At 71.2% G+C, this 25,204-nt stretch carries 18 protein-coding genes; 10 read left to right on the top strand and 8 right to left on the bottom strand.

Features of this window, described 5'->3' with window-relative positions:
- Positions 1-20: 20 nt before the first annotated feature.
- Together VZF99_RS13800 and VZF99_RS13795 are read right to left on the bottom strand one after the other, a co-directional pair.
- Positions 21-1,274, bottom strand: coding sequence for a pyridoxal phosphate-dependent aminotransferase (locus VZF99_RS13800; protein ID WP_067719484.1), 1,254 nt, complete (start codon positions 1,272-1,274; stop codon positions 21-23).
- A gap of 66 nt (positions 1,275-1,340) precedes the next feature.
- Complete coding sequence (locus VZF99_RS13795; protein ID WP_317469272.1) at positions 1,341-2,423, bottom strand: GAF domain-containing protein; 1,083 nt, start codon at positions 2,421-2,423, stop codon at positions 1,341-1,343.
- 68 nt (positions 2,424-2,491) lie between these two features.
- Between VZF99_RS13795 and VZF99_RS13790 the strand changes: the two genes are divergently transcribed.
- Positions 2,492-4,336 (top strand): NAD(P)/FAD-dependent oxidoreductase, encoded by a 1,845-nt coding sequence (locus tag VZF99_RS13790; RefSeq protein WP_154829732.1) that lies wholly within the window; start codon positions 2,492-2,494, stop codon positions 4,334-4,336.
- A gap of 81 nt (positions 4,337-4,417) precedes the next feature.
- Here the strand turns inward: VZF99_RS13790 and VZF99_RS13785 are convergent, their stop codons facing one another.
- Positions 4,418-7,654, bottom strand: a complete 3,237-nt coding sequence (locus VZF99_RS13785) for a heterodisulfide reductase-related iron-sulfur binding cluster (RefSeq protein ID WP_407335088.1) — start codon at positions 7,652-7,654, stop codon at positions 4,418-4,420.
- A gap of 174 nt (positions 7,655-7,828) precedes the next feature.
- A complete protein-coding gene (locus VZF99_RS13780) occupies positions 7,829-9,457 on the bottom strand; it encodes a S1 family peptidase (protein WP_407335087.1) in 1,629 nt (542 codons plus the stop codon).
- A gap of 239 nt (positions 9,458-9,696) precedes the next feature.
- Here VZF99_RS13780 and gdhA point away from each other — a divergent pair, with 239 nt between their 5' ends.
- The 8 genes from gdhA (at position 9,697) to VZF99_RS13740 (ending at position 20,416) form a co-directional block, all read left to right on the top strand.
- Complete coding sequence (gdhA, locus tag VZF99_RS13775; RefSeq protein WP_253002516.1) at positions 9,697-11,043, top strand: NADP-specific glutamate dehydrogenase; 1,347 nt, start codon at positions 9,697-9,699, stop codon at positions 11,041-11,043.
- Positions 11,044-11,388: 345 nt separating this feature from the next.
- Positions 11,389-13,242, top strand: coding sequence for a molecular chaperone DnaK (gene dnaK, locus VZF99_RS13770; RefSeq protein WP_069388613.1), 1,854 nt, complete (start codon positions 11,389-11,391; stop codon positions 13,240-13,242).
- Positions 13,239-13,856 (top strand): nucleotide exchange factor GrpE, encoded by a 618-nt coding sequence (gene grpE / locus VZF99_RS13765; RefSeq protein ID WP_253002514.1) that lies wholly within the window; start codon positions 13,239-13,241, stop codon positions 13,854-13,856. The genes dnaK and grpE overlap by 4 nt, the downstream gene beginning before the upstream one ends.
- 160 nt (positions 13,857-14,016) lie before the next feature.
- Entirely contained in the window at positions 14,017-15,198 is a 1,182-nt protein-coding gene (gene dnaJ / locus VZF99_RS13760) for a molecular chaperone DnaJ (RefSeq protein ID WP_120286435.1), read from the top strand.
- On the top strand, positions 15,195-15,632 hold the full coding sequence (locus VZF99_RS13755; RefSeq protein WP_132062420.1) for a heat shock protein transcriptional repressor HspR: 438 nt from the start codon (positions 15,195-15,197) through the stop codon (positions 15,630-15,632). The genes dnaJ and VZF99_RS13755 overlap by 4 nt, the downstream gene beginning before the upstream one ends.
- Positions 15,633-15,686: 54 nt before the next feature.
- Positions 15,687-18,335 (top strand): AMP-binding protein, encoded by a 2,649-nt coding sequence (locus tag VZF99_RS13750; RefSeq protein ID WP_407335085.1) that lies wholly within the window; start codon positions 15,687-15,689, stop codon positions 18,333-18,335.
- Positions 18,336-18,398: 63 nt separating this feature from the next.
- Positions 18,399-19,253, top strand: a complete 855-nt coding sequence (locus VZF99_RS13745) for a nitrilase-related carbon-nitrogen hydrolase (RefSeq protein WP_407335084.1) — start codon at positions 18,399-18,401, stop codon at positions 19,251-19,253.
- Positions 19,250-20,416: a hypothetical protein gene (locus VZF99_RS13740; protein ID WP_407335083.1), complete on the top strand. Its 1,167-nt coding sequence runs from the start codon at positions 19,250-19,252 to the stop codon at positions 20,414-20,416. Before VZF99_RS13745 ends, VZF99_RS13740 begins: the two co-directional genes overlap by 4 nt.
- A 139-nt stretch (positions 20,417-20,555) precedes the next feature.
- Here the strand turns inward: VZF99_RS13740 and VZF99_RS13735 are convergent, their stop codons facing one another.
- Positions 20,556-21,860: an FAD-binding oxidoreductase gene (locus VZF99_RS13735; protein WP_120286431.1), complete on the bottom strand. Its 1,305-nt coding sequence runs from the start codon at positions 21,858-21,860 to the stop codon at positions 20,556-20,558.
- A gap of 160 nt (positions 21,861-22,020) precedes the next feature.
- Positions 22,021-22,716 carry a hypothetical protein gene (locus VZF99_RS13730; protein WP_407335082.1) on the bottom strand — a complete coding sequence of 232 codons (696 nt, stop codon included), beginning with the start codon at positions 22,714-22,716 and terminating at the stop codon, positions 22,021-22,023.
- Positions 22,717-22,847: 131 nt separating this feature from the next.
- On the opposite strand from VZF99_RS13730, the gene VZF99_RS13725 reads away from it, so the two are divergent.
- Positions 22,848-23,900 carry a DUF368 domain-containing protein gene (locus tag VZF99_RS13725; RefSeq protein ID WP_407335081.1) on the top strand — a complete coding sequence of 351 codons (1,053 nt, stop codon included), beginning with the start codon at positions 22,848-22,850 and terminating at the stop codon, positions 23,898-23,900.
- Between the two features lie 52 nt (positions 23,901-23,952).
- Here the strand turns inward: VZF99_RS13725 and VZF99_RS13720 are convergent, their stop codons facing one another.
- Both VZF99_RS13720 and VZF99_RS13715 read right to left on the bottom strand, forming a co-directional pair.
- On the bottom strand, positions 23,953-24,816 hold the full coding sequence (locus VZF99_RS13720; RefSeq protein WP_253002507.1) for an SRPBCC family protein: 864 nt from the start codon (positions 24,814-24,816) through the stop codon (positions 23,953-23,955).
- Between the two features lie 39 nt (positions 24,817-24,855).
- Positions 24,856-25,116 (bottom strand): transcriptional regulator, encoded by a 261-nt coding sequence (locus VZF99_RS13715; RefSeq protein WP_407335080.1) that lies wholly within the window; start codon positions 25,114-25,116, stop codon positions 24,856-24,858.
- Between the last annotated feature and the right edge of the window lie 88 nt (positions 25,117-25,204).

Genomic DNA, 25,204 nt, shown 5'->3' with positions numbered 1-25,204 from the left:
CGGCCGACGCGGCCCCCGGGCTACTGCCGGTACGAGGCCAGGAAGTTGCCGATCCGCTCGATCGCCACGCCCAGATCGCGGGAGGCGGGCAGGGTGACCACCCGGAAGTGATCGGGGTCCGGCCAGTTGAAGCCCGTGCCCTGGGTGACGAGGATCCGCTCCTGCTCGAGCAGGTCGAGGGCGAACAGCCGGTCGTCGTGGATCTCGTGGACGTTCGGGTCCAGCTTGGGAAAGGCGTACAGCGCGCCCATGGGCTTGACGCAGCTCACGCCCGGGATCGTGTTGAGCTTCTCCCACGCGATGCCCCGCTGCTCGTGCAGCCGGCCGCCGGGCTCGATGAGCTCGTTGATCGACTGATAGCCACCGAGCGCCACCTGGATGGCGTGCTGCGCGGGCACGTTGGGGCACAGGCGGGTGGACGCGAGGAGCTCCAACCCCTCGAGGAAGCCGGCCGCGTGCGCCTTGGGGCCCGTGATCGCCAGCCAGCCCGCCCGGTAGCCCGCCACACGGTAGGTCTTGGACAGTCCGTTGAAGGTCAGCACGAGCAGGTCGTGGGCGAGGGTGGCGATGGAGGTGTGCTCGGCCTCGTCGTAGACGATCCGGTCGTATATCTCGTCCGCCAGGATGAGCAGACTGTGCTCGCGGGCGAGATCGACGATCCCCTGCAGGACCTCACGCGAGTAAACCGCGCCGGTCGGGTTGTTGGGGTTGATCACCACGATGGCCTTGGTTCGCGGGGTGATCTTGGAGGCGATGTCCTCGAGCGACGGGTTCCAGTCGTCCTGCTCGTCGGCGAGGTAGTGGACGGGCCTGCCCCCGGCGAGTGAGGTCATGGCGGTCCACAGCGGGTAGTCCGGTGCGGGGATGAGGACCTCGTCGCCGTCGTCCAGCAGCGCCTGCATCGTCATGGTGATGAGCTCGGACACGCCGTTACCGAGGTAGATGTCGTCCACGCTGAGTCGGGGGAAGTCCGGGACCAGCTCGTAGCGCGTGAAGATCGCCCGGCGGGCCGACAGGATGCCCTTGGACTCCGAGTAGCCCTGCGCGTGGGGGAGCGCGGCGATCATGTCGCGCATGATCACGTCCGGCGCCTCGAACCCGAACGGCGCGGGGTTGCCGATGTTCAGCTTGAGGATGCGGTGACCTTCGGCCTCGAGCTGGTTGGCCCTGGCCAGTACCGGCCCGCGGATCTCGTAGAGGACGTCCTTGAGCTTGGAGGACTGGTCGAGAGTGCGCAGCTGGTGGAGCGTTCGTCCCGTGGTCTCAGGCGTCATACCTTGCGATTGTGCCACCTCGGTCCGCGTGTCCGGTGTCACGGACCGGCCGGGAGGGGTGCGGGGTCAGATCCCGTACCGCAGGTCGACGATCGCCGGGATTTCCGAGTCCGGCAGGAGGTCATCAGGATGCTCGACGGACAAGTAGTCCACACACTGCCGCTCGTGCGCCGCCAGACAGTAGGGCTGCGATCCGATGCTCAGACCGGTGGCCTGGCGAAGTCTCCGGACCTCGCCCCTCACCGTGGTCGTGGCGGACCCGTCGTCATAGAGGGCCTCGGACAGGGCGCGCGCTGACCACGCCTCCCGCGAGGCCAGGAGCGCGAGGAGTTCTGCCCGCCTCGGGGTCAGGGCGACGGAGGTCCCGTCGGCACGGACCACCGCCGGCTTCCACCCGAGAAGACGGATCGAGGTCACGGGGGAGCGCGTCCCGTCGGGTTCGGGATGTGGGTCGTGCGGGCCGGGGGCATCCGGCCCGGGGGCGACGGCGGGGGTCGCGGTGCCCCGGGCGGTCAACAGCGTCTCGGCGAGCCGGACACCGCACCGGACCAGCGAGACGGTCTCGGCGCACGAGAACCGGAGGGGATGGGAGACGTCGAGGACACCGAGGACCCGTCCGTGGGGGTCCCTGATGGGACTCGCCGTACACGTCCACCCGTGGTGGGCGCGCACGAAGTGCTCCCCCGCAGTGGCGTGCGTGAGCGTCCCTGCGTCCAGCGCCATCGAGATCCCGTTGGCGCCGATACCCCGCTCGGACCAGTCGGCCCCCTCGGCGAACGCGATCGAATCCGCCCGACGGAGCACCTGCGCACTGCCCGAGCGCCAGAGCACGCGACCACGGACATCGGAGATGACGACCACGTGTCGCCCGGCCGCGGAGGTGTCCGCCAGTGAGGAGACGACGTCGTCTGCGATGTGACGCAGCGGGGTGTCCGCCCGAGCGGTCACGAGTTCGTCGCCGGACAGCACGCTCGCCGGGAGTTCCTGGTCGGGGGAGACGCCGGCCTCCCCGCTGCGCCTCCATGCGCGTAGGAGCCGTGAGTCCAGATCGGGGGGGAGCCCACCGGCCAGGGCGGACTCGTGCGCCCTGATCGACTGCGCCGCGAACGCCCCCGGGTCGGAGAACCGCAACGTCGCGTGCAACGACATTGCCACCCCCTTGGGAAGAAAGTGTGATCTACGTCATCCCAGAAGCTACAGGAAGTGGAGGAGTGGACATGACCGAGACTCAGCAGGCACCGGCAGACCGCGGCCCCGGGGGTCCGGACGTCGACCGCGTTCAACCGGACACAGTGGTCGAACGGTGGTTGGCGGCCTTCGACGAGGCCCTGCGATCGGGGGACCCGGGCCGGGCGGCCGACCTGTTCGGCACCGACGGGTACTGGCGCGACTTCGTCGCCTTCACCTGGAACCTCAGAACACTCGAGGGCCGCGACCAGATCCGCGACATGCTGAGCCGCCAACTCGCAGCCGTCGAACCGTCCGGGTGGGCCCTCGACGAACCCGCCACCGACAGCGACGGGGTGGTGGAGGCGTGGGTGCGTTTCGAGACGGCCACGGGCCGCGGGTGGGGCCACCTCCGACTGAGGGACGGGCGGGCATGGACTCTTCTGACGACCCTGCAGGAACTCAAGGGCCACGAGGAGAAGAAGCGCCACAGTCGCGACCAGGGTGTCGACCACGTCATCACCCGGGGCCGGAAGACCTGGCTCGAGCAGAAGATCGAGCGCCAGGAGACCCTCGGGTACACCGAGCAGCCCTACGCCGTCATCATCGGCGGAGGCCAGGGCGGTATCGGGCTCGCCGCTCGTCTCAAGCGCCTCGGGGTACCCACCATCGTCATCGAGAAGAACGAACGCGCGGGTGACTCATGGCGCAAGCGCTACAAGTCGCTCCATCTCCACGACCCGGTCTGGTACGACCACCTGCCGTACATCCCTTTCCCCGAAGACTGGCCGGTGTTCCCCGCGAAGGACAAGGTCGGTGACTGGCTCGAGCACTACACCGCCATCATGGACCTCGACTACTGGTCCGGAACGGAGTGTCTCAAGGCGGACTTCGACGAGGACGCGGGGACGTGGCGTGTCGAGGTCGACCGCCGCGGCGAGAAGGTCGTGCTGCGCCCGACCCAACTCGTGTTCGCGCTCGGGGTGTCGGGGTACCCGAACATCCCGCGGTTCGAGGGCTCGGAGGACTTCGCCGGCCGGCAGTGGCACTCGTCCGAGTTCACGGGCGAGGGCGACGTCGCGGGCAAACGGGCCGTGGTGATCGGGTCGAACAACTCGGCTCACGACATCTGCGCGGCTCTGTGGGATCACGGTGCGCACGTCACGATGGTGCAGCGCTCATCCACGCACATCTCCCGCAGTGAATCCCTGATGTCCCTCGCCTTGGGCCCCCTCTACTCGGAAGAGGCTCTCGACGCCGGCGTCACCACGGAGAAGGCGGACATGCTCTTCGCCTCATGGCCCTACCGACTGCTCCCGGGGGCGCAGATCCCGGTCTACGAGCAGATGGCGGAGAAGGACGCGGAGTTCTACCGACAGTTGCGCGAGGTGGGATTCGACCTCGACTTCGGGGAGGACGGTTCCGGTCTGTTCCTCAAGTACCTCAGGCGCGGGTCGGGTTACTACATCGATGTCGGTGCGAGTCAGCTGTTGATCGACGGCGAGGTCGCGCTCGAGAGCGGCCAGGTGTCACGCATCCTGCCCGACGGCGTCGAGCTCGACGGCAGCCGGGTGCTGCCGGCGGACATCATCGTGTACGCCACCGGGTACGGGTCGATGAACCAGTGGCTCGTGGACCTGGTGTCCCAGGAGGTCGCCGACCGGGTGGGGAAGGTGTGGGGCTACGGGTCGGACACGACACGCGACCCCGGCCCGTGGGAGGGCGAGCTGCGCAACATGTGGAAGCCGACCAACGTCGAGCAACTGTGGATCCACGGGGGCAACCTGCATCAGTCCCGCCACTACTCGAGGTACCTCGCGCTGCAGCTCAAGGCCCGGATGGAGGGTATCCCGACACCCGTCTACCAGGTTCAAGAGGCTCACCACCCCTGCTGACGCTGGACAACACGGAGATGAAACGACCGCGGCCCGTGATCAGGAGACCTGATCACGGGCCGCGGTGGCGTCCGGTGGGCGTCAGCCCAGAGAGAGGCCGTAACCCCCGGACTTCTTCGAGCGGGGGATCGTCCCGCCCGACGCGGGCTTCGCCGGGGTGTCGGTCGACGTCGACTCCGTCGCAGTTGACTCTGCCTTGGTCGACCCAGCCTCGGCCGTCTCGGCCTGGGCGGCGGAGTCGGCGGAGTCGGCGGAGTCGGCGGGCTCGGCCTTCTCCGGGGCCTCGGTCGCCGGAGCGCCGGGTGCCTTCGGAGCACCGGGTGCCTTGGGTGCGCCGGGCGCCTTAGCTCCACCCTTGAGGCCCAGGCCGACGGCCGGCTTCGCGGGCGCGGCCGGTGCGGTGTCCGTGGCGGACCCGGCATCGGCGGTCTCGGTCTGCGCGGCGGCGGACTCGCCCGCGGACGGCTCGGACGCCGCCGCCTTGGCCGTGCCCGGGGCCTTCGCGCCGCCCGGAGCCTTGGCCGTGCCCGGGGCCTTCGCCCCGCCCGGAGCCTTGGCCCCGCCACCCAGGGTGAGCCCGCCGGACTTCGGCGCGCCGGCGCTCGGCTTGGGAGCGCCGGTGGTGGCCGGAGCGGAGCCCTGCGCGGCCTCGCGGGTCTCCTCCGTGCGCTCGGCGTCCTTCACCGCGGACTGGGCCTCGGTGGCGGACTCGCCGGTCCCGGCGGCGCCGGGGGCCTTCGGCGCACCCGGGGCCTTGGGGCCGCCGGGGGCCCTGCCGCCGCCACCGAGCTTGAGGCCACCCGACTTGGGTGCGCCCGTCGAATCGGCGGCCGACGGGCCGGCCTCGGCCGCGCTGGCCGCGCCACCGGTGCCGGCGGCGGCGACCTCCGCGCCCTCGCCCTCGTCGACGACGGCGTTGTCCGGCGCGGCCTCGGCCGGGGCAGCGGGGGCGGCGGCCGTGGCGGACTCCGCCTCGGCGGCGTCGCGCTCGGCCTGCTCGGCCTCCTTCTCCGCCTTCGTCTTCTCACGCGTGGGCTGCTCCAGCCACGCGGCCTCGCGAGGCTCGGGCAGGCCGCCGTCACGGGAGACGGACTCCAGGAGCAGCTGGGCGACGTCCACGACCTCGACCTGGCCCTCCTGCTCGGTGCCGTCGGTCTGGGCGGTGGCCCCGTCCGAGAGCATCACGCGACAGAACGGGCAGCCCGTGGCGATCTTCGTGGCCTTGGTCGACAGGGCCTCGTCGACACGGTCGATGTTGATCCGCTTGCCGACCGTCTCCTCCATCCACATGCGCGCGCCACCGGCGCCACAGCACATGGACCGCTGCCCGTGACGGGGCATCTCCGTGAGGGTCACGCCCGAGCCGTCCATGAGCTCACGCGGGGCCTCGTAGACCTGGTTGTGGCGGCCGAGGTAACACGGGTCGTGGTAAGTGACGCCACCGTCGATCGGGGCCACCGGCACGAGGCGCTTCTCGCGCACCAGACGGTTGAGCAGCTGCGTGTGGTGGACCACCTGGTAGTCGCCGCCGAAGTCGCCGTACTCGTTCTTCAGCGCGTTGAGGCAGTGGGCACACGTCACGACGACCTTTCGCTGCGCGGCGGGCACGCCGTCGAACGCGTCGTTCATGACCTCGATGTTCTGCTGGGCGAGCATCTGGAACAGAAACTCGTTGCCCGCGCGGCGGGCCGAGTCGCCGGTACAGGTCTCGCCCTGGCCCAGCACCGCGAACTTCACGCCGGCGGTGTGCAGCAGCGAGGCCACGGCCTGGGTGGTCTTCTTGGCGCGGTCCTCGAAGGCGCCGGCACAGCCCACCCAGAACAGGTACTCGGTGTCGGCGAAGTCCTCGATGTCCTTGCCGATCACGGGGATCTCGAAGTCGAGGGAGTTCATCCACTCGTCGCGACCGGAGTTGTTCTGGCCCCAGGGGTTGCCCTTGTTCTCGAGGTTCTTGAACAGGCCCGCGAGCTCGGTCGGGAACTCGGACTCGATGAGGACCTGGTAGCGGCGCATGTCGATGAAGTGGTCGACGTGCTCGATGTCCACCGGGCACTGCTCGACGCAGGCGCCACACGTGGTGCAGGACCACAGGGCCTCGGGGTCGATGATGCCGGCGGCCATCGGGTCGTCGGAGAGGTCCGCGGTGGTGTGACCGACGAGGGGGCGCTGGGCCTCGAGGCGGGCCGCCTCCGGGATCTTGGCGAGCTTGGCCTCGTCGGGGTTGCCCTCGGCGTCGACCAGTCCGGTCTCCTCGCCCATCGTGGTCTGCCCACCGGCGAGCAGGTACGGGGCCTTCGCGGCACCGTGGTCGCGCAGGGACATGATCATGAGCTTGGGGCTCAGCGGCTTGCCGGTGTTCCAGGCGGGGCACTGCTCCTGGCAGCGGCCGCACTCGGTGCAGGTGGAGAAGTCCAGCCAGCCCTTCCACGAGAAGTCCTCGATGGCGCCCGCGCCGAGCTTGGGCTCGAAGTCCTCGTCGGCCTCGGTGAGCTCCTCGACCTTCTCCATGGTCAGCGGGACGCCGTCCATGGTCATCGGCTTGAGCGGGCCGAGCGCGGTGCGGCCGTCGGCCTCGCGCTTGAAGTAGATGTTGAAGAACGCGGAGAAGCGGTGCCAGGCGACGCCCCACGTGATGTTGCGGCCCACGACGTACAGCCAGATCATGCCGGTGAGCAGCTTGATCAGCGCGAAGACCGAGACCATGAGCTCGTTGGCCGGCAGGATCGTCGACAGCGGGCCGGTGACCCAGTCCGTGGACCAGTGGAAGTCGTACCCGTCGGCGGCCTGCAGCGAGAGCTTGCCGGCCTTGACGAAGATCATGCCCAGGCCCTCGAGGAGCACGACGGTCTCGACGAAGTAGGCGGCCTTGCGGTCCGAGCCGACGAAGCGGTTGAGGCCGCGACGCTGGTTGATCTGACGGATGATGATCAGCACGGTGATGCCGATGACGGTGCCCAGGCCCAGGAACTCGTCGACGGCGTGGTACCAGGCCTGGTCGGATAGCCAGGGCCAGCCGCCGCGGGGGTTGAACGTCTGGATGTAGGCCTCGAACCAGACGATCGAGCCGAGCAGGAAGCCCACCATGACGAACCAGTGGAAGAAGCCCACCGAACGTTTGCGGGCCATCCGGGTGTGGGCGCCCACCTCGACGATGACGTTCTTCAATCGGGGCAGGATCGGCCGCAGCCGGTCGAATCCGTCCTTCTGTCCCAGGAACAGGCTGCGCACCATGCGCGTGACGCCGCCTATGAAGGATGCCCAGCAGAACAGACTGAGCAGGACGCCGATCGTCCCGAGTGTGATGGTCACGCCTGACATGGTTCGCGGCCTTTCGTCGCACTTCTCGACGCACGAGCACTCATAGGACCCTGTGGGTGCCCGTCGACTGTGTCGAGGTCAAAGGTAAGCCACGCGGGCCCCGTCTGCCGAGTTGAGGCTGCCCTTACCGGAGCAGACTCCACTCGCAGGCGGGGCCCGCGTGGACGGGGAGGGTCAGTTGGTCCGGAGCGTCAGCCCGGGGTGTGCGGCGAGGACGTCGGCGATCGGGACGGCCGACAGGCGCGGGGTGAACCCGGCCGTCCGGGCCACGGCATCGGCGTCGGCGCAGGTGACGGAGTCCGCGACGTTGGACGCGCTCGAGATACCCAGGGCCCGGTCGCCGGAGAAGACGACGCCGCCGCTGTCGCCGGGCAGGGCGCACAGGTCCACGGTGAAGGCGTTCGAGATGGTGCGCGTGCCCGCCACGTCGATTGTCGTGCCGACCTGCGAGATCGTGCCGCAGGAGAAGCCGGTCCGGAACCCCGTCTTGCAGGCCTTCTGGCCGACGACCGGGTCCGCGGTGCCGATGATCCCCTGGGTGCTGTCCGGCCCGTCTCCCACCAGGTTGGTGCGGAACCGGTCCGCCACGTCGTCGTCGACCGCGATGAGGGCGGTGTCGATGCCCTCCCGCTCGCTGCGGGTCATGGTGCCGAACTCCTCGCCGTCGGCGAGGGCCGCGCGGGTGCCGTCGGCGCCGGCACAGTGCGCGGCGGTGATGACGACGGGCTTGCCGTCCAGTTCACCGTTGAACCCGGTCGAGCACTCGAGGATTCCTCCCGGGACGCCCACCTGGTACCCGGTACCGCCCGTGACGGGCCCCGCCGGAGCGGGGACCGATTCGATGGCCCGCGGCTGGTCCTCGGGCACGGGGGTGCCGGGGTCGACCATGGTCTGGGCCATCATCCCGTCGATGATCGACCCGGTGCCGGGGGTTAGGCCGGCGAGGAGGTCGATGACCGTGCGCATGGGGCCCTCGGGGACGAGGCCGGCGTCATTGAGCAGGGCCAGGCTGCCGAGCGAGCCGGAGTCGCCGCCGCTACCGGGCGCCGCGCCGGTCCCGTCCGGGTCGTCCGCGCGGGTGGTGGCCGGCTCGATGCCGTCGACGGTCGGCTCGCCGTCGGACCCGGTGCCCCCCTCGCTGCCGAACGGGGCCGTGTCGAACGCCGGGTCAGGGGCCTCGATCATGTCGATCTCGGCGAGGTCCCGCAGTCGGGCATCGAGGTTGCCGAGCTGCGCGGCCTCGCCGCCGCGGGTCGTGACGACGACCGCGTTGCGGGTGGGATCGACGCGGACGTCGGTGACGAGGTCCTGCATGTCCTCGGGAGTGCCCTCGATGATCTTGATGACCTGGCGCTCGCGAGCCTCGAGTTCACTCGTGGTCAGCGCCACGTCCTTGACCGTGAACCCGGACCGGGTGGCCTCGTCGCGCAGTTCGTCTCCGGCGGCGCCGGCCACCACGCCGACCAGGCCGGTGCCCTCCTCGTCCAGCCAGACGCCGCCGAACGACTGACGGAACTGCTGTTCCCACCGGGGACGGGCCTCGGCCAGACGTTCCCCGATGCCGGCCTGGGCGAGGAACTGCTCGGGAGTGAGTCCGAGATCACGTCGCAGTGCCTCGACGAGTGAGGTCAGCTCCGGGCCGAGCGCGTCGGCCAACGCCGGCAGGGGCTGGGCGACGGCGGGGCGGGAGGCGGACGGTGTCGGGTTCTCGGGTGTGGGGGAGGGGGCCGCGCCGGCAGGGGTCGCGGTGACCACCAGTGCCGCGGCGGCGGCGACGGCGGCGAACTTCGAGGTGATACGCATGATGGCCTTCCGGAATGCACGGCTGGGCGACGGCGCGTCGACCGGCTGTGGCTCGGGTTGTCGCGGCTCAGATTACGGAGATGTGATTAGTGAGTCCAGTGTGACACGTGTGATTAGTGGGATTCGATTGTCGATTGATGTGACGACGCTGAGTCGGAGAATCGCGGGCCCTGCCGCTAGGCTGCCTCTTCGGCAACGACGTACGCGTCATCACCGAAGACTTACTACCCGGAGGTCCCATGTCCGACGCTGACGCCGCACTTCACGACGCCCTTGACACCGTGGTGCGACGCAATCCCGGACAGCACCTCTTCCGGCAGGCTGTGCACGAGGTGCTGGAGTCGCTCGCACCCGTGGTCAAGCAGCACCCGGAATATGTCGAGGGCGGGATCCTCAAGCGGATCATCGAGCCCGAGCGCGTGGTGTCCTTCCGGGTGCCGTGGGTCGACGACACCGGCGCGGTCCAGGTCAACCGGGGCTTCCGTGTGCAGTTCAGCTCCGATCTCGGCCCGTATAAGGGCGGATTGCGCTTCCACAAGTCCGTGGACGAGGACACGTTGAAGTTCCTCGGGTTCGAGCAGGTCTTCAAGAACGCCCTCACCGGTCTCGGCCTGGGCGGCGGCAAGGGCGGTTCGGACTTCGACCCGCACGGCCGCAGCGACGCGGAAGTGATGCGCTTCTGCCAGTCCTTCATGTCCGAGCTCGCGCACCACATCGGTGCCGACCTCGACGTCCCGGCCGGTGACATCGGCGTGGGCGGGCGCGAGATCGGGTACCTGTACGGCCAGTACCGGAAGGTGACCGGCCGCAACGAGGCGGGCGTCATCACGGGCAAAGGCGTCGGCTACGGCGGCTCGTGGGCGCGCACCGAGGCGACCGGCTACGGGCTCGTCTACTTCGTCCGCGAGATGCTCCGCGACACCGAGTACAGCCTCGAGGGCTCCCGGGTGGTCGTCTCCGGCTCCGGCAACGTCGCGATCTACGCGGCCAAGAAGGCGGCCCAGCTCGGCGCGACCGTCGTGGCCTGCTCGGACAGTCAGGGCTACGTCCACGACGAGGACGGTCTCGACCTGGACCTGCTCCTGGACGTCAAGGAGGTCCGCCGCGAACGGCTGTCGGCCTACGCCCGGGAGCGGGGCAACTGCACCTACCTGGAGACCGGTTCCGTGTGGGACGTGGAGTGCGACATCGCGCTGCCCTGTGCCACCCAGAACGAGCTCGACGCCGAGGAGGCGCGCACGCTCGCCAAGAACGGGTGCCGCGTGATCGCCGAGGGCGCCAACATGCCGTGCACGGAGCAGGCGGTGGAGGTCATCCACCGGGCCGGCATCCTCTTCGGGCCCGCCAAGGCCGCCAACGCCGGCGGCGTGGCCACCAGCGGTCTCGAGATGCGGCAGAACGCCGGTCGGCTGCTGTGGGACTTCGAGCGGGTGGACTCCGAGCTCGACCGCATCATGACCTCCATCCACGCCACCGCGGCGGCGACCGCCGAGGAGTACGGCGCCCCGGGTGACCTGGTGGCCGGGGCGAACATCGCCGCGTTCCGCAAGGTCGCCGACGCCATGCTCGCGCAGGGTGTCATCTGATCTGATCCGGGTGACGGCGGACCTCGTCGTCGTCGTACCTCCTTCTCCTTCCCGCACCTTCCCCTTCCCATACGAAGAGCGCTCCGAGCCGCACCGCCGAGAGTCGGCGGCCGGGGCGCTCTTCCCGTTGTTGAGCCCGGCGGGCTCAATTAATGGTGTGAGTTGCGCCACCGTCGGAATGGATCCGACAGAGTGGGGGTTATACGGGGCGACAAACCTCAGCGGGCCAGGCTCAACTCGGGTTGACGCGGCAGGCCACCGGCAGGCAGGGTGGAGCCATCGATCCGAGCCTTGAGCCGGGTCCGCTTAGAAAGAACCCGTACACGTCAGTAGAAGGAGAACATCATGGGACGTGCAGTAGGCATCGACCTCGGCACCACCAACTCGGCCGTCGCGGTCCTCGAGGGCGGCGACGCCACGGTCATCGCCAACGCCGAGGGCGCGCGCACGACCCCGTCGGTCGTCGCGTTCGCCAAGAACGGCGAGGTCCTCGTCGGTCAGCCGGCGAAGAACCAGGCGGTCACCAACGTCGACCGCACCATCCGCTCGGTCAAGCGCCACATCGGCACGGACTGGAAGTCGGACTCGATCGACGGCAAGACCTACACCCCGCAGGAGATCAGCGCCCGCACGCTGCAGAAGCTCAAGCGCGACGCCGAGTCCTACCTCGGTGAGGACGTCACCGACGCCGTCATCACCGTTCCGGCCTACTTCAATGACGCCCAGCGTCAGGCCACCAAGGACGCCGGTCAGATCGCGGGCCTCAACGTCCTGCGCATCGTCAACGAGCCCACCGCGGCAGCCCTGGCCTACGGCCTCGACAAGGGCGACAAGGAGCAGACCATCCTGGTCTTCGACCTCGGTGGCGGCACCTTCGACGTCTCCCTGCTCGACATCGGCGACGGCGTCGTGGAGGTCCGTGCGACCTCGGGCGACAACCACCTCGGTGGCGACGACTGGGACCAGCGGATCGTCAACTGGCTCGTCGACAAGTTCAAGGCGCAGAACGGCATCGACCTCACGAAGGACAAGATGGCCCTGCAGCGCCTGCGCGAGGCGGCCGAGAAGGCCAAGATCGAGCTGTCCAGCGGGCAGTCCACCTCGATCAACCTCCCGTACATCACCGTCGACGCGGACAAGAACCCGCTCTTCCTGGACGAGACGCTCTCGCGCGCCGAGTTCCAGAAGATCACGCAGGACCTGCTCGATCGCTGCCGCAACCCGTTCCAGGCCGTGATCAAGGACGCCGGCATCTCGGTCGGCTCCATCGATCACGTCGTGCTGGTCGGCGGTTCGACCCGTATGCCCGCCGTGACCGACCTGGTCAAGGAGCTCACCGGCGGCAAGGAGCCCAACAAGGGCGTCAACCCGGACGAGGTCGTGGCCGTGGGTGCCGCGCTGCAGGCCGGCGTGCTCCGCGGTGAGGTCAAGGACGTCCTGCTGCTCGACGTGACCCCGCTGTCGCTGGGCATCGAGACCAAGGGTGGCGTGATGACCAAGCTCATCGAGCGCAACACCACGATCCCGACCAAGCGTTCGGAGACCTTCACGACCGCCGACGACAACCAGCCGTCCGTGCAGATCCAGGTCTTCCAGGGCGAGCGCGAGATGGCGGCGCAGAACAAGCTGCTCGGTTCGTTCGAGCTCGCCGGTATCGCCCCCGCGCCGCGTGGCGTGCCGCAGATCGAGGTCACCTTTGACATCGACGCCAACGGCATCGTCCACGTGACCGCCAAGGACAAGGGCACCGGCAAGGAGAACACGATCATCATCCAGGACGGCTCCGGCCTGTCCAAGGAGGAGATCGACCAGATGATCAAGGACGCCGAGGAGCACGCCGCCGAGGACCACAAGCGTCGCGAGGAGGCGGACGCCCGCAACCAGGCCGAGTCCACGATCTACCAGACGGAGAAGTTCGTCTCGGAGAACGAGGACAAGATCCCGGCCGACAAGAAGGAGTCGCTCCAGGCCGCGATCGCCGACGCCAAGACCGCCCTCGAGGGCTCGGACGTCGACGCCATCAAGTCCGCGGTCGAGAAGGTCAACACCGAGGCGCAGGCCGTCGGCCAGGCCATCTACGAGGCCTCCGCGGCCGAGGGTGCCGAGGCCGGCGACGCGTCGGGTGCGGGCTCGGCCGACGACGACGTGGTCGATGCCGAGGTGGTCGACGAGGACGAGTCGAAGGGTGAGTCCAAGTGACCCGCCCCGAGCAGACCGACGCCTCCGAGAAGGCGGCGTGGGCCGGCGCTGACGACGAGGCCGAGCAGGCCGCCGAGGCGGTCGAGGCCGAGATCGTCGACGACGCCCCGCCGTCGACCGACAGCGACGCCGACGGCACCGCAGCCGATGCCGCTGACGCGGGGGGCGCCCCGACCGGGGACGTTCCCGCGGACGATCCGGCCGCCGCGCTGCAGGCGCAGCTCGACGAGCGGACCGCGGACCTGCAGCGGGTGTCGGCGGAGTTCGCCAACTACCGGCGCCGCGTCGAACGTGACCGCCAATCGATCATCGACACCGCCAAGGGCTCGGTCCTCACCGAGCTGCTGGGTATCGTCGACGACCTCGACCGGGCCGAGGCGCACGGCGACCTCGCCGAGGGGCCGCTCAAGGTCTTCGCCGACAAGGTCCGCGCGCTACTGGCATCCCAGGGTGTCGAGTCCTTCGGAAACGAGGGCGATCCGTTCGACCCGGCCCTCCACGAGGCCGTGCAGGACGAATCCGAGGGATCCGAGCCCGTGCTGGGGACGGTCCTGCGCAAGGGCTACCGCCACGGTGAGCGGACCCTGCGGACGGCGATGGTCAGCGTCCGCTGAGCCCACCGGCTCATCACCCCGGCGTGCGGGTGCGTCCCGATGATCTCGGGACGCACCCGCACGCCGACCCACCCCGGATGTGCCGGGGAACTGAGAGAATTCGTAGACCCGAACACTGCGATAAGAAGAAGAACTGCAACAAGAAGAAGGGAGGCGTCTGGTGAGTCAGCGCGAATGGGTCGAGAAGGACTACTACGCCGAACTGGGCGTCTCCAAGTCCGCCACCCAGGACGAGATCCGCAAGGCCTACCGCAAGCTCGCGCGGGAGAACCACCCGGACTCCAACCCGGGCAACGCGGCCGCGGAGGACAAGTTCAAGCGGATCAGCGAGGCCAACGACGTCATCGGCGATCCCGCCCGGCGCAAGGAGTACGACGCCTTCCGCGACCAGGTCACCTCCGGCGGGTTCAGCGGCTTCGCCCCGGGCGGCGGGGGCCGGTACACCGCCTCCGGCGGTGACTTCGACATCAACGACCTCTTCGGTGGCGGCGGGCCCGCCGGCGGCGCCGGGGGATTCTCGGACCTGTTCGGCGGCCTGTTCAACCAGGCCCGCCCGGGTGGCGGCGGGGCCGGCCGCGGCCGGGCACAGCGCCCGCGGGGCGGCCAGGACGTCGAGACCGCCCTGACCCTGTCCTTCCGTGAGGCCGCCCTCGGCGAGACGGTCCAGATCAAACTCTCCTCCGCCTCGCCGTGTCTGATCTGCCACGGCAGTGGCGCGAAGCCGGGGACCAGCCCCAAGGTGTGCGGCACCTGCCATGGTGCGGGCGTCACCCAGCGCACCCAGGGGGCCTTCGGCTTCGCCGAGCCCTGCACCGACTGCGGCGGCACCGGGTCCAAGATCGATGACCCGTGCACCGAGTGCGCGGGCAGCGGCGTCACGGACCGCACCCGCACCATCAACGTCAAGGTCCCGGCCGGCGTCTCCGACGGCCAGCGCATCCGGCTCTCGGGGCAGGGTGAGGCGGGCTTCCGCGGGGCACCGTCGGGCGACCTGTACGTGACGGTCACCGTCCAGAAGGACCAGGTGTTCGACCGCGACGGGGCCGACCTGCTCGTCGACCTGCCGGTGTCCTACCCGGAGTTGGTCCGCGGCGCCCAGGTGTCGGTACCCACGCTCACCGGGCGGGTGACCGTCAAGATCCCCGCCGGCTCCCGCGACGGACAGATCCTTCGGGTGCGTGGCCGGGGTATCGCACGCAAGTCCGGAACCGGTGACCTCAAGGTCACCCTCCGGGTGGCCACGCCCCCCGCCGGGATGGCCGAAGCCGAGCTCGCCGCCTATGACGACGCGTTGCGCGCCGCCGGCTTCGATCCGCGGTCGGGCTGGGCCGGGTCGGCATGAGCCCCCGGCGGGACGTCGGGGAGCTGGGGCCCGACGACAGCGTCCTGGTGATCTCGGTGGCTGCCGAACTGTCCGGGCTGCACGCCCAGACCCTGCGAACCTACGACCGCCTCGGGATCGTCACCCCCGAGCGCACCAGCGGCGGTGGGCGACGCTACTCGCTGCGGGACGTGGCACTGCTCCGCGAGGTCCAGCGCCTCAGCCAGGAGGAGGGCGTCAACCTCGCCGGCATCAAGCGGATCATCGAGCTGACCAATCAGGTCGACGCCCTGCGCAGCCGCGTGTCAGAACTGGTCGAGGAGGTCGCCGAACTCCGTCGCCGTTCCGGGTCCTCCGCCCGGGCGGGCGGTGAACTCGTCCACGTGCCCCGCTCGACGTCGGTGGTCGTGTGGCGGCCCCGTCACCAGCGGGAGACGGGCCGCCGCGACGGCTGATGACCGGATCCGCCCGACTTTCATAGCGAAGCCTCACCTAATATAGTTCGGCGCGTGACCGTCGCACGTACGCATCAGGGGCAGGCTCCGCCCGGCCTGTTCGACGAGTCCGCCGGGCGCGGCACCGCGGTCGCGGTGGTGACCGACGAGGCGGAGTACACCTACTCCGCGCTCTCCCGGATGAGCGCCGAGCGCGCCGCCGAGTACCCGCCCGTGACGACCGGTCGTCGCCTGATCGGCCTGGTGGCAACGAACACCATCGAGTTCCTCGTGGACTATCTCGCCGCCCACTCCGCCGGCCACGTCGTGCTCCTCCTGCCGCCGGACGGCGCGGCCACCGACAACCTCCTCGCGGCATGGCACCCCGACGTTGTCGCGGGGGACGGCCGACCCCTCCCGGCCGGGGTGCGCACGGCGCCGCCGCGGCACGACCTGCATCCCGACCTCGCACTGCTCCTGAGCACCTCCGGGTCCACGGGCGCACCCAAGCTCGTCCGGCAGTCCCGGCGGGCGGTGCTGGCCAACGCGCGGTCGATCGTGGACTACCTGGGCATCGTGCCGGGGGACCGGGCGATCACCACCCTGCCGCCGCACTACTGCTACGGCCTGTCCGTCCTGCACAGTCACCTGCTGGCCGGCGCGTCCGTGGTGCTCAACTCCGACTCCGTCTCCGCACCGGCGTTCTGGGACCGGGCGGAGGCCGGGCAGGTGACGACGTTCGCCGCCGTCCCGCACACGGTCGAACTCCTCGAGCGCGTCGGTCTCGACCGGCTGGACCGCCTCACCCGCCTGCGCTACCTCACCCAGGCGGGCGGGCGCCTCGCGCCGGAGGCGGTGCGTCGCCTGGCCGCGCACCTGGAAGCACGCGGGGCAGAACTGGTCGTGATGTACGGCCAGACCGAGGCGACCGCGCGTATGGCGTACCTCCCCCCTCACCTCGCGCGGACCCGTGCGGGGGCCATCGGGATCGCGATCCCCGGCGGCTCCTTCCGCGTCGACCGTCCGCGGGGAACCGATCCGCACGCCCCCGGTGAGCTGGTGTACCGCGGCCCCAACGTGATGATGGGGTACGCCCGCACCTCGGCCGACCTCGCCCGCGGGCCCGAGCTCGACGAGCTGCGGACCGGGGACCTCGCCCGCATCGCCGACGACGGCCTCGTGGAGATCGTCGGGCGGATGGGTCGCGAGACCAAGATCTTCGGGCACCGGATCGACCTGGGACGGGTGGAATCGACCCTGGCGGACGGCGGGTTCGACGCCTGGTGCGTCGGGGAGCCCGACCGGTTGGTCGTGGTCACCCGCGAGCGCTCGCAGGCCCTCGCCACCGCCGCCGCGACGGCCTCGGGACTGCCCACCTCGGCGGTCGAGCAGGTCGTCGTCGTCGACCCTCCCCGCACTCCCGCCGGCAAGGTCGACCAGGCAGCACTCCGTGCACTCGTCGCCGACCGCGCGCGGACGGGCGCCGGGGCGGACGCCGACGCGCCCAGTACGCTCGTGGCCCATGCGCTCGGCCTGGACTCCTGCCCGCCGGACGCCACGTTCGTCGACCTCGGCGGGGACTCCCTGACCTACGTGGTGCTCTCGACCCGGCTCGAGGAGCGGGTGCCCGGCCTACCCCGCGACTGGCACCTGCGCCCACTGGGGGAGCTCGACACCCGCGCGGCCGGACCGCGTCCCCCGGCGGCCTCCCGCTGGACCCCCTGGCGGGCGTGGGCCCGCGTCGACACCTCGGTGGTGCTGCGCGCCCTGTTCATCCTCACGATCGTGGGCGGGCACACCCGGGCGTTCGCGGTCTACGGCGGCGCCCACGTCCTGGTGGCTCTGACCGGCTACTCCCTGGCCCGCTTCCGGCTGCACTCAGCCAGCGCCCGCGAGCGGGCCCGGGGCGTGCTCACGACGGTCGGGAGGATCGCGGTCCCCGCCGTGGTGTGGCTGCTGCTCGTTACCCCGCTGACCAGTCGCTACCACTGGTACTCGCCGCTGCTGGCCACCCACTTCCTGGGTCCCCGCTCCTGGTCCGACGACCGCTGGTGGAATCCGTGGCAGATGTGGTTCGTCGAGGCGACGGTCTACCTGTTGCTCGGCGTGGCCGCGCTCATGGCCGTCCCCGCGGTCAGCAGGCTCGACCGGCGGTGGCCGTACGCGCTGCCGGCCACGCTGGTCGGGCTCGGATTGCTCGTGCGCTACGCCGTCATCGACCTCGGCGGCGGGCCCCTCGTGTGGTACTCGGCGCCGGCGGTGCTGTGGCTGTTCGCGCTCGGCTGGGCCGTGGCGCGGGCCGAACCCGGGGGGGCCGGACCGGGCGGGCCGGGCGGACCGGGAGGGCACCGGGCAGCGCTCACCGCGATGTGGGCGCGGCTCGCCTGCTCCACGGTCGCGCTCGTGTGCGTGCCGGGCTGGTTCGGCGATCCCGGGCGGGAGGTGGTGATCGTGGCCGGGATCCTCGCCCTGATCTGGATCCCCGCCGTCCGGCTGCCCCGCCCGGTGGTCCGGGTGGTGACCCCCCTAGCAGCGGCCTCGCTCTTCATCTACCTCACCCACTTCCTCGTGTATCCGCCGATCCGGGACGCGGGCCACCCGTGGCTCTCGTGGGTCGCCTCGCTCGCGGTGGGTGTGTGCGTGTGGTGGCTGTGGGAGCGCGGTGTCGGGATCGCGCGGCGGGTCGCCGCCCGGGGCGGGGACGCCGACCCCGCACGCGGGTAGCGTCGGGGGGAGACGCCCCAGCCGGCTGAGACGACAGCCCGCCGCCGACGAGGAGGACGACCCGTGCGCATCGCCGCCGCCCAGATCCTGACCGGACGCGACCCGCAGGACAACCTTCGGCTGGTCCGCGAGTCGGTCGCCGAGGCCGCCGCGCAGGGGGCCCGGATCGTGGTGTTCCCCGAGGCCACCATGCGGGCGTTCGGTGCGGGCCGGCTGGACGAGATCGCCGAACCCCTCGACGGCCCGTGGGCGACCTCGGTGGCTGAATCGGCTCGTGAGCACGGTGTCCTCGTCGTCGTCGGCATGTTCACGCCCGGGCAGGGCGGCCGCGTCCGCAACACCCTCCTGGTGACCGGCCCGGCCGGCGACGCCGGCGGCGGGCCGGACCGCGACCTCCACCTGGGTTACGACAAGATCCACCTGTTCGACGCGTTCGGGTTCGCCGAGTCCGACACCGTCGAGCCGGGTGACGCCACGCACGTGGTGACGGTCGACGGCGTGGGGGTGGGTCTGAGTGTCTGCTACGACATCCGCTTCCCGGGCCAGTACACGGCGCTCGCCACCGCCGGCGCCCGGATCACCCTGTGCAGCGCCTCGTGGGGTGCGGGCGAGGGGAAGGTCGACCAGTGGCGGTTGCTCGCCCGCGCCCGCGCGCTCGACTCGACCACGTTCCTGTTCGCCGTCGGGCAGGCCGATCCCGAGGTGGAGGGCGTGGAGGTCAAGCCCGGCGCCCCCACCGGCGTCGGTCACTCGCTGCTCGTCGGCCCGGACGGGACCGTGCGCGCCGAGGCCGGCGCCGGATCGGAGTTACTGGTGGTGGATGTCGACGACGACGAGGTCACCGGTATCCGGAAGGTGATCCCGGTGCTCGCCAACGGACGGGTCACGGAGCCCTCCGGCGGGCAGGTCCCGCGGTGACCGGGCCGGACGGCCCGGACCGGGGCGGCCGACCCGCTGATCCGGATGACCCGGGCGACGACGCCGTCACCGAGCCGAATCCGGCGGTCGAGCCGGGTGCCGACCCGCCGACGCAGCAACTCCCGCCCACCGACCCTCCGACCGAGCAACTCCCGCCGGTCGGCTCGGGGGAGGGCAGCACGGCGTGGTCGCAGTACCCGGCGGACGGCGGAGCCGCGGCCGCCGGAGCCGCGGCCGCCGGGGCCGGGGCGTTCGGCGCGGCAGAAGGTGCCGGGGCCTCCGGGGCCGGTCCCGGCACGTCCGGCTATCCGACCGCCGCGGGCGTCCCCGCCTCCGGCCACCCCGCCGGGGACGTGCCGCCTCCTGGGGACGTCCCGCCTCCGGACGACGGCGACGCCTGGGACGACGGTGGCGGTGACGGCGGGTCCACGCCGTGGATGATCGCCGCCATCCTGCTCGCGGTCGCATTGGTGGCGGCGCTGGTGGTGTGGCTGGTCTCCGCGACCGGCGGCGACGAGGACCCGGTCGCCACCCCCACCACGACGACGCAGACCACCACCTCGCAGAGCACCCGGACCACGCCGCCGACGACGCAGCCCACGACGACCGGCCCGCCGAGTCCGGCCGAACGCTGTAGCCCGGGTTTCGTGGCCGATGAGCTGGGCAGCGGCACGACCGTGCGGGAATGCGACGAGCGGTTCCTGCTGGTCACCCGCGACGACGGGGAGATCGAGCTGCTCTCGTGGCGCGACGACGACTGGGAGTTCCTGGCCGAGCCCACCTCGGACGTGTGCCGCGAGCAACTCGAGCAGCTGGGCGTCCCCGACCGGTTCCGCCGCGTGTTCCAGTCCTGCGAGACGACCAGCACCCGCACCAGCACCAGCAGCAACACCTCGCAGACCAGCCCGACGAGTCCCACCACCACGACGGGCACCTCCACCACTCCGCAGACCAGCGTCGCGACCCCGACCCCGCCGGCGGGCGACCCCCAGGCGGCCGGCGACGGCGGCGTCGGCGACGGCGGCGGCGACAACGACGACGAGGGTGGGGGCGGCGCGGACGGCGGTACCGCAGCCGGCTACGGCGGTGACACGACCGACGACCCCGACGAGGGCGCGCCCGGCGCCGGCGAGGACGCCGACACCGTCGCGGCGGCGCGCTGATCCGGCCGCCGCGGCGCTTTCCCGCATCGACAAGACAGTTCCGCACACCCGCTCTCGGCCGTGGTGTGCGGAACTGTCTTCTCGATGGCGACGCTGGCGACGATGGCGACGTGGGTGGCCGCGCCGCGCGGCGGGATTGTCAGGGGCGGTCGAAGCTGATGTTCTCCCGCGGGGTGCCCGCCGCGACGAGACCGCGGACCGTCGCGCGCAGCATCTCGGGTGAGCCCGAGACGATGACCTGCCGGTCGGCCCACGACCCCCACTGCGTGACCGCCCGGACCAGGGTCCCGGTCTGCCGACGGTGCAGGGTGCGGGGCAGGTCCTGCCGGGGGCCGGCCCACCAGGGATCCTCGTCCTCCTCGGCGACGGGCTGGATCGTCAACCACGGGGCGGTGGCGGCGAGGTCGACCAACGTCGGCAGATCGTAGAGGTCGCCGGGGAAGCGGGCCCCGTAGAACAGGTGGACGCGCGGGTTGTCGGCGTAGCGCATCATGTCCAGCAGCAGGCACCGCAGGGGCGCGATCCCGGTGCCGCCGGCGATCATGAGCACGTCCCGGGTCGGCTCGGACCGGTCGACCTCGAGCATCCCCAGCGGGCGGGCGAGCACCCAGCGGTCACCGACGCCGACGCTGCGGACCAGTGAGCTGCTGAGCACGCCGCCGGGCACGTCGCGGACGTGGAACTCGATCTGCCCGGCCGGGTTCGACGGGATCGACGGGCTGAGCCGCCGCCACACGCCGGGCGAGTAGGGCGTGAGCACACTGAGGTACTGCCCCGGGTGGTAGTCGACCATCACGTCGCTGATGAGCCGTACCACCACCACATCGCGGGTGGGTCGCAGGATCTCCACCACGGTCGCGCCTACGCGTGCGGGGCCCTCGTCGACGGCCGCGCCCTGTTGCAGGGCGGTCGAGAGCACCCGGTAGGCGGTGCCCAGGGTGGTCTCCAGCCGGTCGTCCCAGGCGCGGCCGGCGAGGTGGCGCAGGGTGTGGGCCAGCGCCTCCCCGAAGCGCCGGTGATGCCCGGGCGTCAGTTCGAGTTTGCGGTGATCGGCGCCCAGGTGGCGGGCGAACTCGACGACCTCATCGACCTTGGCGCGGTCGCCGCGCGCGTACTCGGTGGTCTCGAACGCCCACCGCATCGCCCGCGCGAAGTCCCGGAGTACCGGCGTGGCGTCGCGGGGGAACAGTTCACGGAAGTCGGGGTCGGCCGCGCGCAGCGCCCGGGCGAACAGCTCCGGGAACCGCTCGTCGACCAAGAGGTCCCGCAGGACCAGCAGCGGCGGGGTCTGCGCCTCGACGGGCACCGGCTGCTCGAGCGGCTCAGCCAACGGGTCGACGGGCGTACCGAGGAACGGGTCGAGGTCGATGTCCCCCACGAGGCGCTCCACCTCGGAGGCACGGAACGCCTCGTCACCATGGTCCGGTCCGGGGCCGTTGCTCACCGTTGCACGCCTCCCGTCTCGTCGTCGTCGCTGTCCCCACCCTATCCGCGCGCCCGGCACCCCCGCCGGGAGTGCGCGCGACCCCGGCCCGCCTTCGCGCTTGGCGCCCTCCCCGCCCGACGCTGCTCACCGCCCGACGCTGCTCACCGACCGGCCCGGCTCACCGACCGAGGGTGATGTCGACGCCCGCGCGCAGTTCGCCCTCGGTGTAGGTCAGCTGGCCGCGGCCGGGCAGCTCGACCATGTAGAACGAGCCGCCGGCGGGGACGTCGGGGAACTCGAAGGTGAAGGTGCACGAGGACAGGTCGCCGCCGGAGTAGACGAGCATGGCGGTGCCGATCTGCGCGGCGCCGCTGTCGATGAGCGTGATGGTGGTGCCCTCGCCGATGTCGGACAGGGTGATGGGCAGATCGCAGCTGGTGCGGTCGCCGGAGACCGGTTCCGCGGGCGTCGAGACGACGGTGAACGTGCCGTCGACCGTGAACGATCCGGACCCCGGTGCCCGCTCGGCCGGGGGGAGGACCTGCGGGAAGGGGCCGCGCGACGGGTCGGTACCGCGGCCGGGGTCGGATCCGGGGCCGAGGAAGACCACGCCCAGGACCACGACGACGACGAGGGCCGCCACCCCGATGATCACCGCGGCCGCCGCGGTGCCGGGAGGGCGGCCCTCCGCGGGGGCCCAGGCGGGCGGTGGGCCGTCGCCGGGGCGGCCATCGGGGGCCGGGGGCGGGTACGCGGAGCCCGGATCAGGGGCAGGAGAGCTCGGATCCGGCCCGGGGACGGGGGAGGGCAACGGCTGCGGCGGGTCGCCGTACCGGTAGGTGCCGTCTGGCAGCGGGGGGTAGTGCATCGGCATGTCCCGACCTCCCACGCCGGCCCGGGGGCACGTCGCCGGATGACGCGCCGCTAGCCCCCGAGCCTAGTCATCACGGCCGGTTGCGGGTGAGCCGCTTGGACCCTGGGGCGCGGTTCGGGGAAGCTGGAGCAATGACTGCCGATTCGTCGAGGCCCGCCCACGACCATCACGGCCCGGTCGGGTCCGCCCACGACCCGGTCGACGACGCCGATCTCGACCCCGCCTCGCCGGTGCCGGAACGGCCCGGGCCGCTGGGGATGGTCGGCAACGTCGTCCGCGGGGCGCTCATCGGGATGGCCGAGCTCGTCCCCGGCGTGTCGGGCGGCACGGTGGCACTGGTGACCGGCGTGTACCCGCGGTTGTTGGACTCCGGGGCGCACGTCGTGGACGGTCTGCGCTCGGCCGCCCTCGGGCCGGAGCGCCGGGCCCGCACCCGCGCGGCGTTCCGGCACGTCGACTGGTGGCTGCTGCTGCCGCTGGCGCTGGGCATGCTCGCGATGGTCTTCACCATGGCCGGTGTGATGAAGGGGTTCGTCGAGGGCAGTCCCGAGATCGCCCGCGGGTTGTTCCTCGGCATGGTCGCGGCCAGTATCGCGGTGCCGCTGGGGATGGCGAGGGCCACCCCGGGCGGGCGCAACTGGGTGCTGGGCCTGATCTTCGTCCTCGGTGCCGCGTTCGCGTTCGTCCTGTCCGGGCTGCCGAGCGGCTCGATCAGTGACCCCTCCTACCTGCTGGTGTTCGTCGCGGCGGCGGTGGCGATCTGCGCCCTGGTCCTGCCCGGCGTCTCGGGGTCCTACCTGTTGCTGGCGATGGGGCTCTACGCCCCGACCCTCGGTGCCGTCGACGACCGGAACTTCGCCTACCTCGGCGTGTTCGCCCTGGGCGCGCTCGTCGGGATCTCCCTCTTCGTCAAGGTCCTCGACCGCCTGCTCGAGGACTTCCGCAAGCCCACCCTGGTGGCCATGGCCGGGCTCATGCTGGGGTCACTGCGCGCGCTGTGGCCGTGGCAGACCGAGGAGGCCGAGGTCCTGGCCCCCGGCGCAAACTGGCCGACGGTCCTGGCCGCCGTGGCCGCCGGCATCGTCGTGGTGCTGATCGTGCTGGCCGTCGAGCGGGTGTTCGCGGACAAGACCGCCACCACCGACCCCGACCCGCGGACCTCCGCACTCGAGGACCGCGGGTAGGCCATAGCCGGTCGGGCGGCGGGCGGCGCGGCCGTGATCTGCGCAGCCGTGGTCAGGGGCTGGTCAGCACCTCCGCCTCCAGCCGGCGGTAGCCGGCCTCCATCCCGTCGACCATGCCGGTGCCGAGGATCGTCTCGCGCAGGTCGGCGCTGTCGTAGGTGATGACGAGCGTCATGAGGGTCCCGTCCTCGACGGCCGTGAGGGTCTGCTCGTTGCGCGTCGGCGGTGCGTCGACGCCCTCCATCGTCTCGGTGAAGACCTCCCGGTGGGGTGGGTCGGTCTCCAGGAGCTGCCCGGTGAGGGCGAACGCCTCGCCCTCGACCCCGTCGTCGGGGGCCCACTCGAAGCGGGTGGTCTCGCCGGGCGCCGGGGCGACCCGGCAGTCGACCAGCGCCCAGCCGTCGGGTCCGTGGAACCACCGGTTCAGCAGCTCCGGCTCGTGGTGGGCGTCCCAGACCTGCCGGGGCGTGCCGTGCAGGATTCGGGTGACGCGCACGGTCCGCTCGTCGAGGAGTTGCGACTGCGTGCCGGTGTCGGCGGCGAAGGTGGAGTCGTCGGTGACCACGGCCTCGATCTGGCCCATCGCCTCGCGGGTGGGCAGGTCGGTGTTGGGCCGGCCGTCGTCGTGGCTGAAGCCGTCGAGCACCTCGAACGACCGGCACTCGTCCACCGACAGGTACTCCCAGTACCCGCACGCGCGGCTGCCGTCCGGTCCGGTCATGTAGTAGTCCGAGCGGCCGCCGGGGAACACGTCGTGCCGGGTGAAGGTGGCCGGCCACGTGGGCGGTCCCCAGAACTTCTCGAGCTGGCGCGGATCGACGTACGCGTCCCACAGCCGACGGACCGGCACCGGGAACTCCGCGGTGATGGTCAGGGTAAGCCGGTCGAGGTCTCTGTCTACTGATGTCACAGGCATGGCCTGCCTCTTTCCTCTTGTGTGTCCTGCGGTGACGGGTCAGTCCTCGGCGAGGAGGGCGTCGAGCCTGTCGACGCGTGCCCGCCACATGTCCTCGTAGGCGTCGAGGAGCCGCTGGGCTCCCCGGATCGCCCGGAGGTCTCCCCGGATCCTGCGTTCTCGGCCGATCCGATGGCCGGTGATCAGTCCTGCCTCCTCCAGTACGTTGACGTGTTTGCGGACGGCAGCGAACGACATGTGCCGGAGGATGTCCCGCCTGGTCGCGTCGGCCAGGGCCCGGAAGATCCGGTCCACCGGCATCCGGTTCTCCACAGCCGGTTCCGCCTCCACAGGAGTGGGCTCACCGGCTCCGGTGTCCGGGTACCTCGTCGTCGTCGTCCTCTAGCCT

Origin of the sequence: Dietzia kunjamensis (assembly GCF_045689975.1) — a bacterium.
GTDB classification, from domain to species: domain Bacteria; phylum Actinomycetota; class Actinomycetes; order Mycobacteriales; family Mycobacteriaceae; genus Dietzia; species Dietzia kunjamensis.
This window is presented reverse-complemented; position numbering and strand designations above follow the sequence as displayed.

Excerpts from the sequence above, each read along its gene's own strand:
- VZF99_RS13800 (WP_067719484.1), bottom strand. The coding sequence starts at position 1,274 with ATGACGCCTGAGACCACGGGACGAACGCTCCACCAGCTGCGCACTCTC.
- VZF99_RS13795 (WP_317469272.1), bottom strand. The coding sequence starts at position 2,423 with ATGTCGTTGCACGCGACGTTGCGGTTCTCCGACCCGGGGGCGTTCGCG.
- VZF99_RS13790 (WP_154829732.1), top strand. The coding sequence starts at position 2,492 with ATGACCGAGACTCAGCAGGCACCGGCAGACCGCGGCCCCGGGGGTCCG.
- VZF99_RS13785 (WP_407335088.1), bottom strand. The coding sequence starts at position 7,654 with ATGTCAGGCGTGACCATCACACTCGGGACGATCGGCGTCCTGCTCAGT.
- VZF99_RS13780 (WP_407335087.1), bottom strand. The coding sequence starts at position 9,457 with ATGCGTATCACCTCGAAGTTCGCCGCCGTCGCCGCCGCCGCGGCACTG.
- gdhA (WP_253002516.1), top strand. The coding sequence starts at position 9,697 with ATGTCCGACGCTGACGCCGCACTTCACGACGCCCTTGACACCGTGGTG.
- dnaK (WP_069388613.1), top strand. The coding sequence starts at position 11,389 with ATGGGACGTGCAGTAGGCATCGACCTCGGCACCACCAACTCGGCCGTC.
- VZF99_RS13755 (WP_132062420.1), top strand. The coding sequence starts at position 15,195 with ATGAGCCCCCGGCGGGACGTCGGGGAGCTGGGGCCCGACGACAGCGTC.
- VZF99_RS13730 (WP_407335082.1), bottom strand. The coding sequence starts at position 22,716 with ATGCCGATGCACTACCCCCCGCTGCCAGACGGCACCTACCGGTACGGC.
- VZF99_RS13725 (WP_407335081.1), top strand. The coding sequence starts at position 22,848 with ATGACTGCCGATTCGTCGAGGCCCGCCCACGACCATCACGGCCCGGTC.
- VZF99_RS13720 (WP_253002507.1), bottom strand. The coding sequence starts at position 24,816 with ATGCCTGTGACATCAGTAGACAGAGACCTCGACCGGCTTACCCTGACC.
- VZF99_RS13715 (WP_407335080.1), bottom strand. The coding sequence starts at position 25,116 with ATGCCGGTGGACCGGATCTTCCGGGCCCTGGCCGACGCGACCAGGCGG.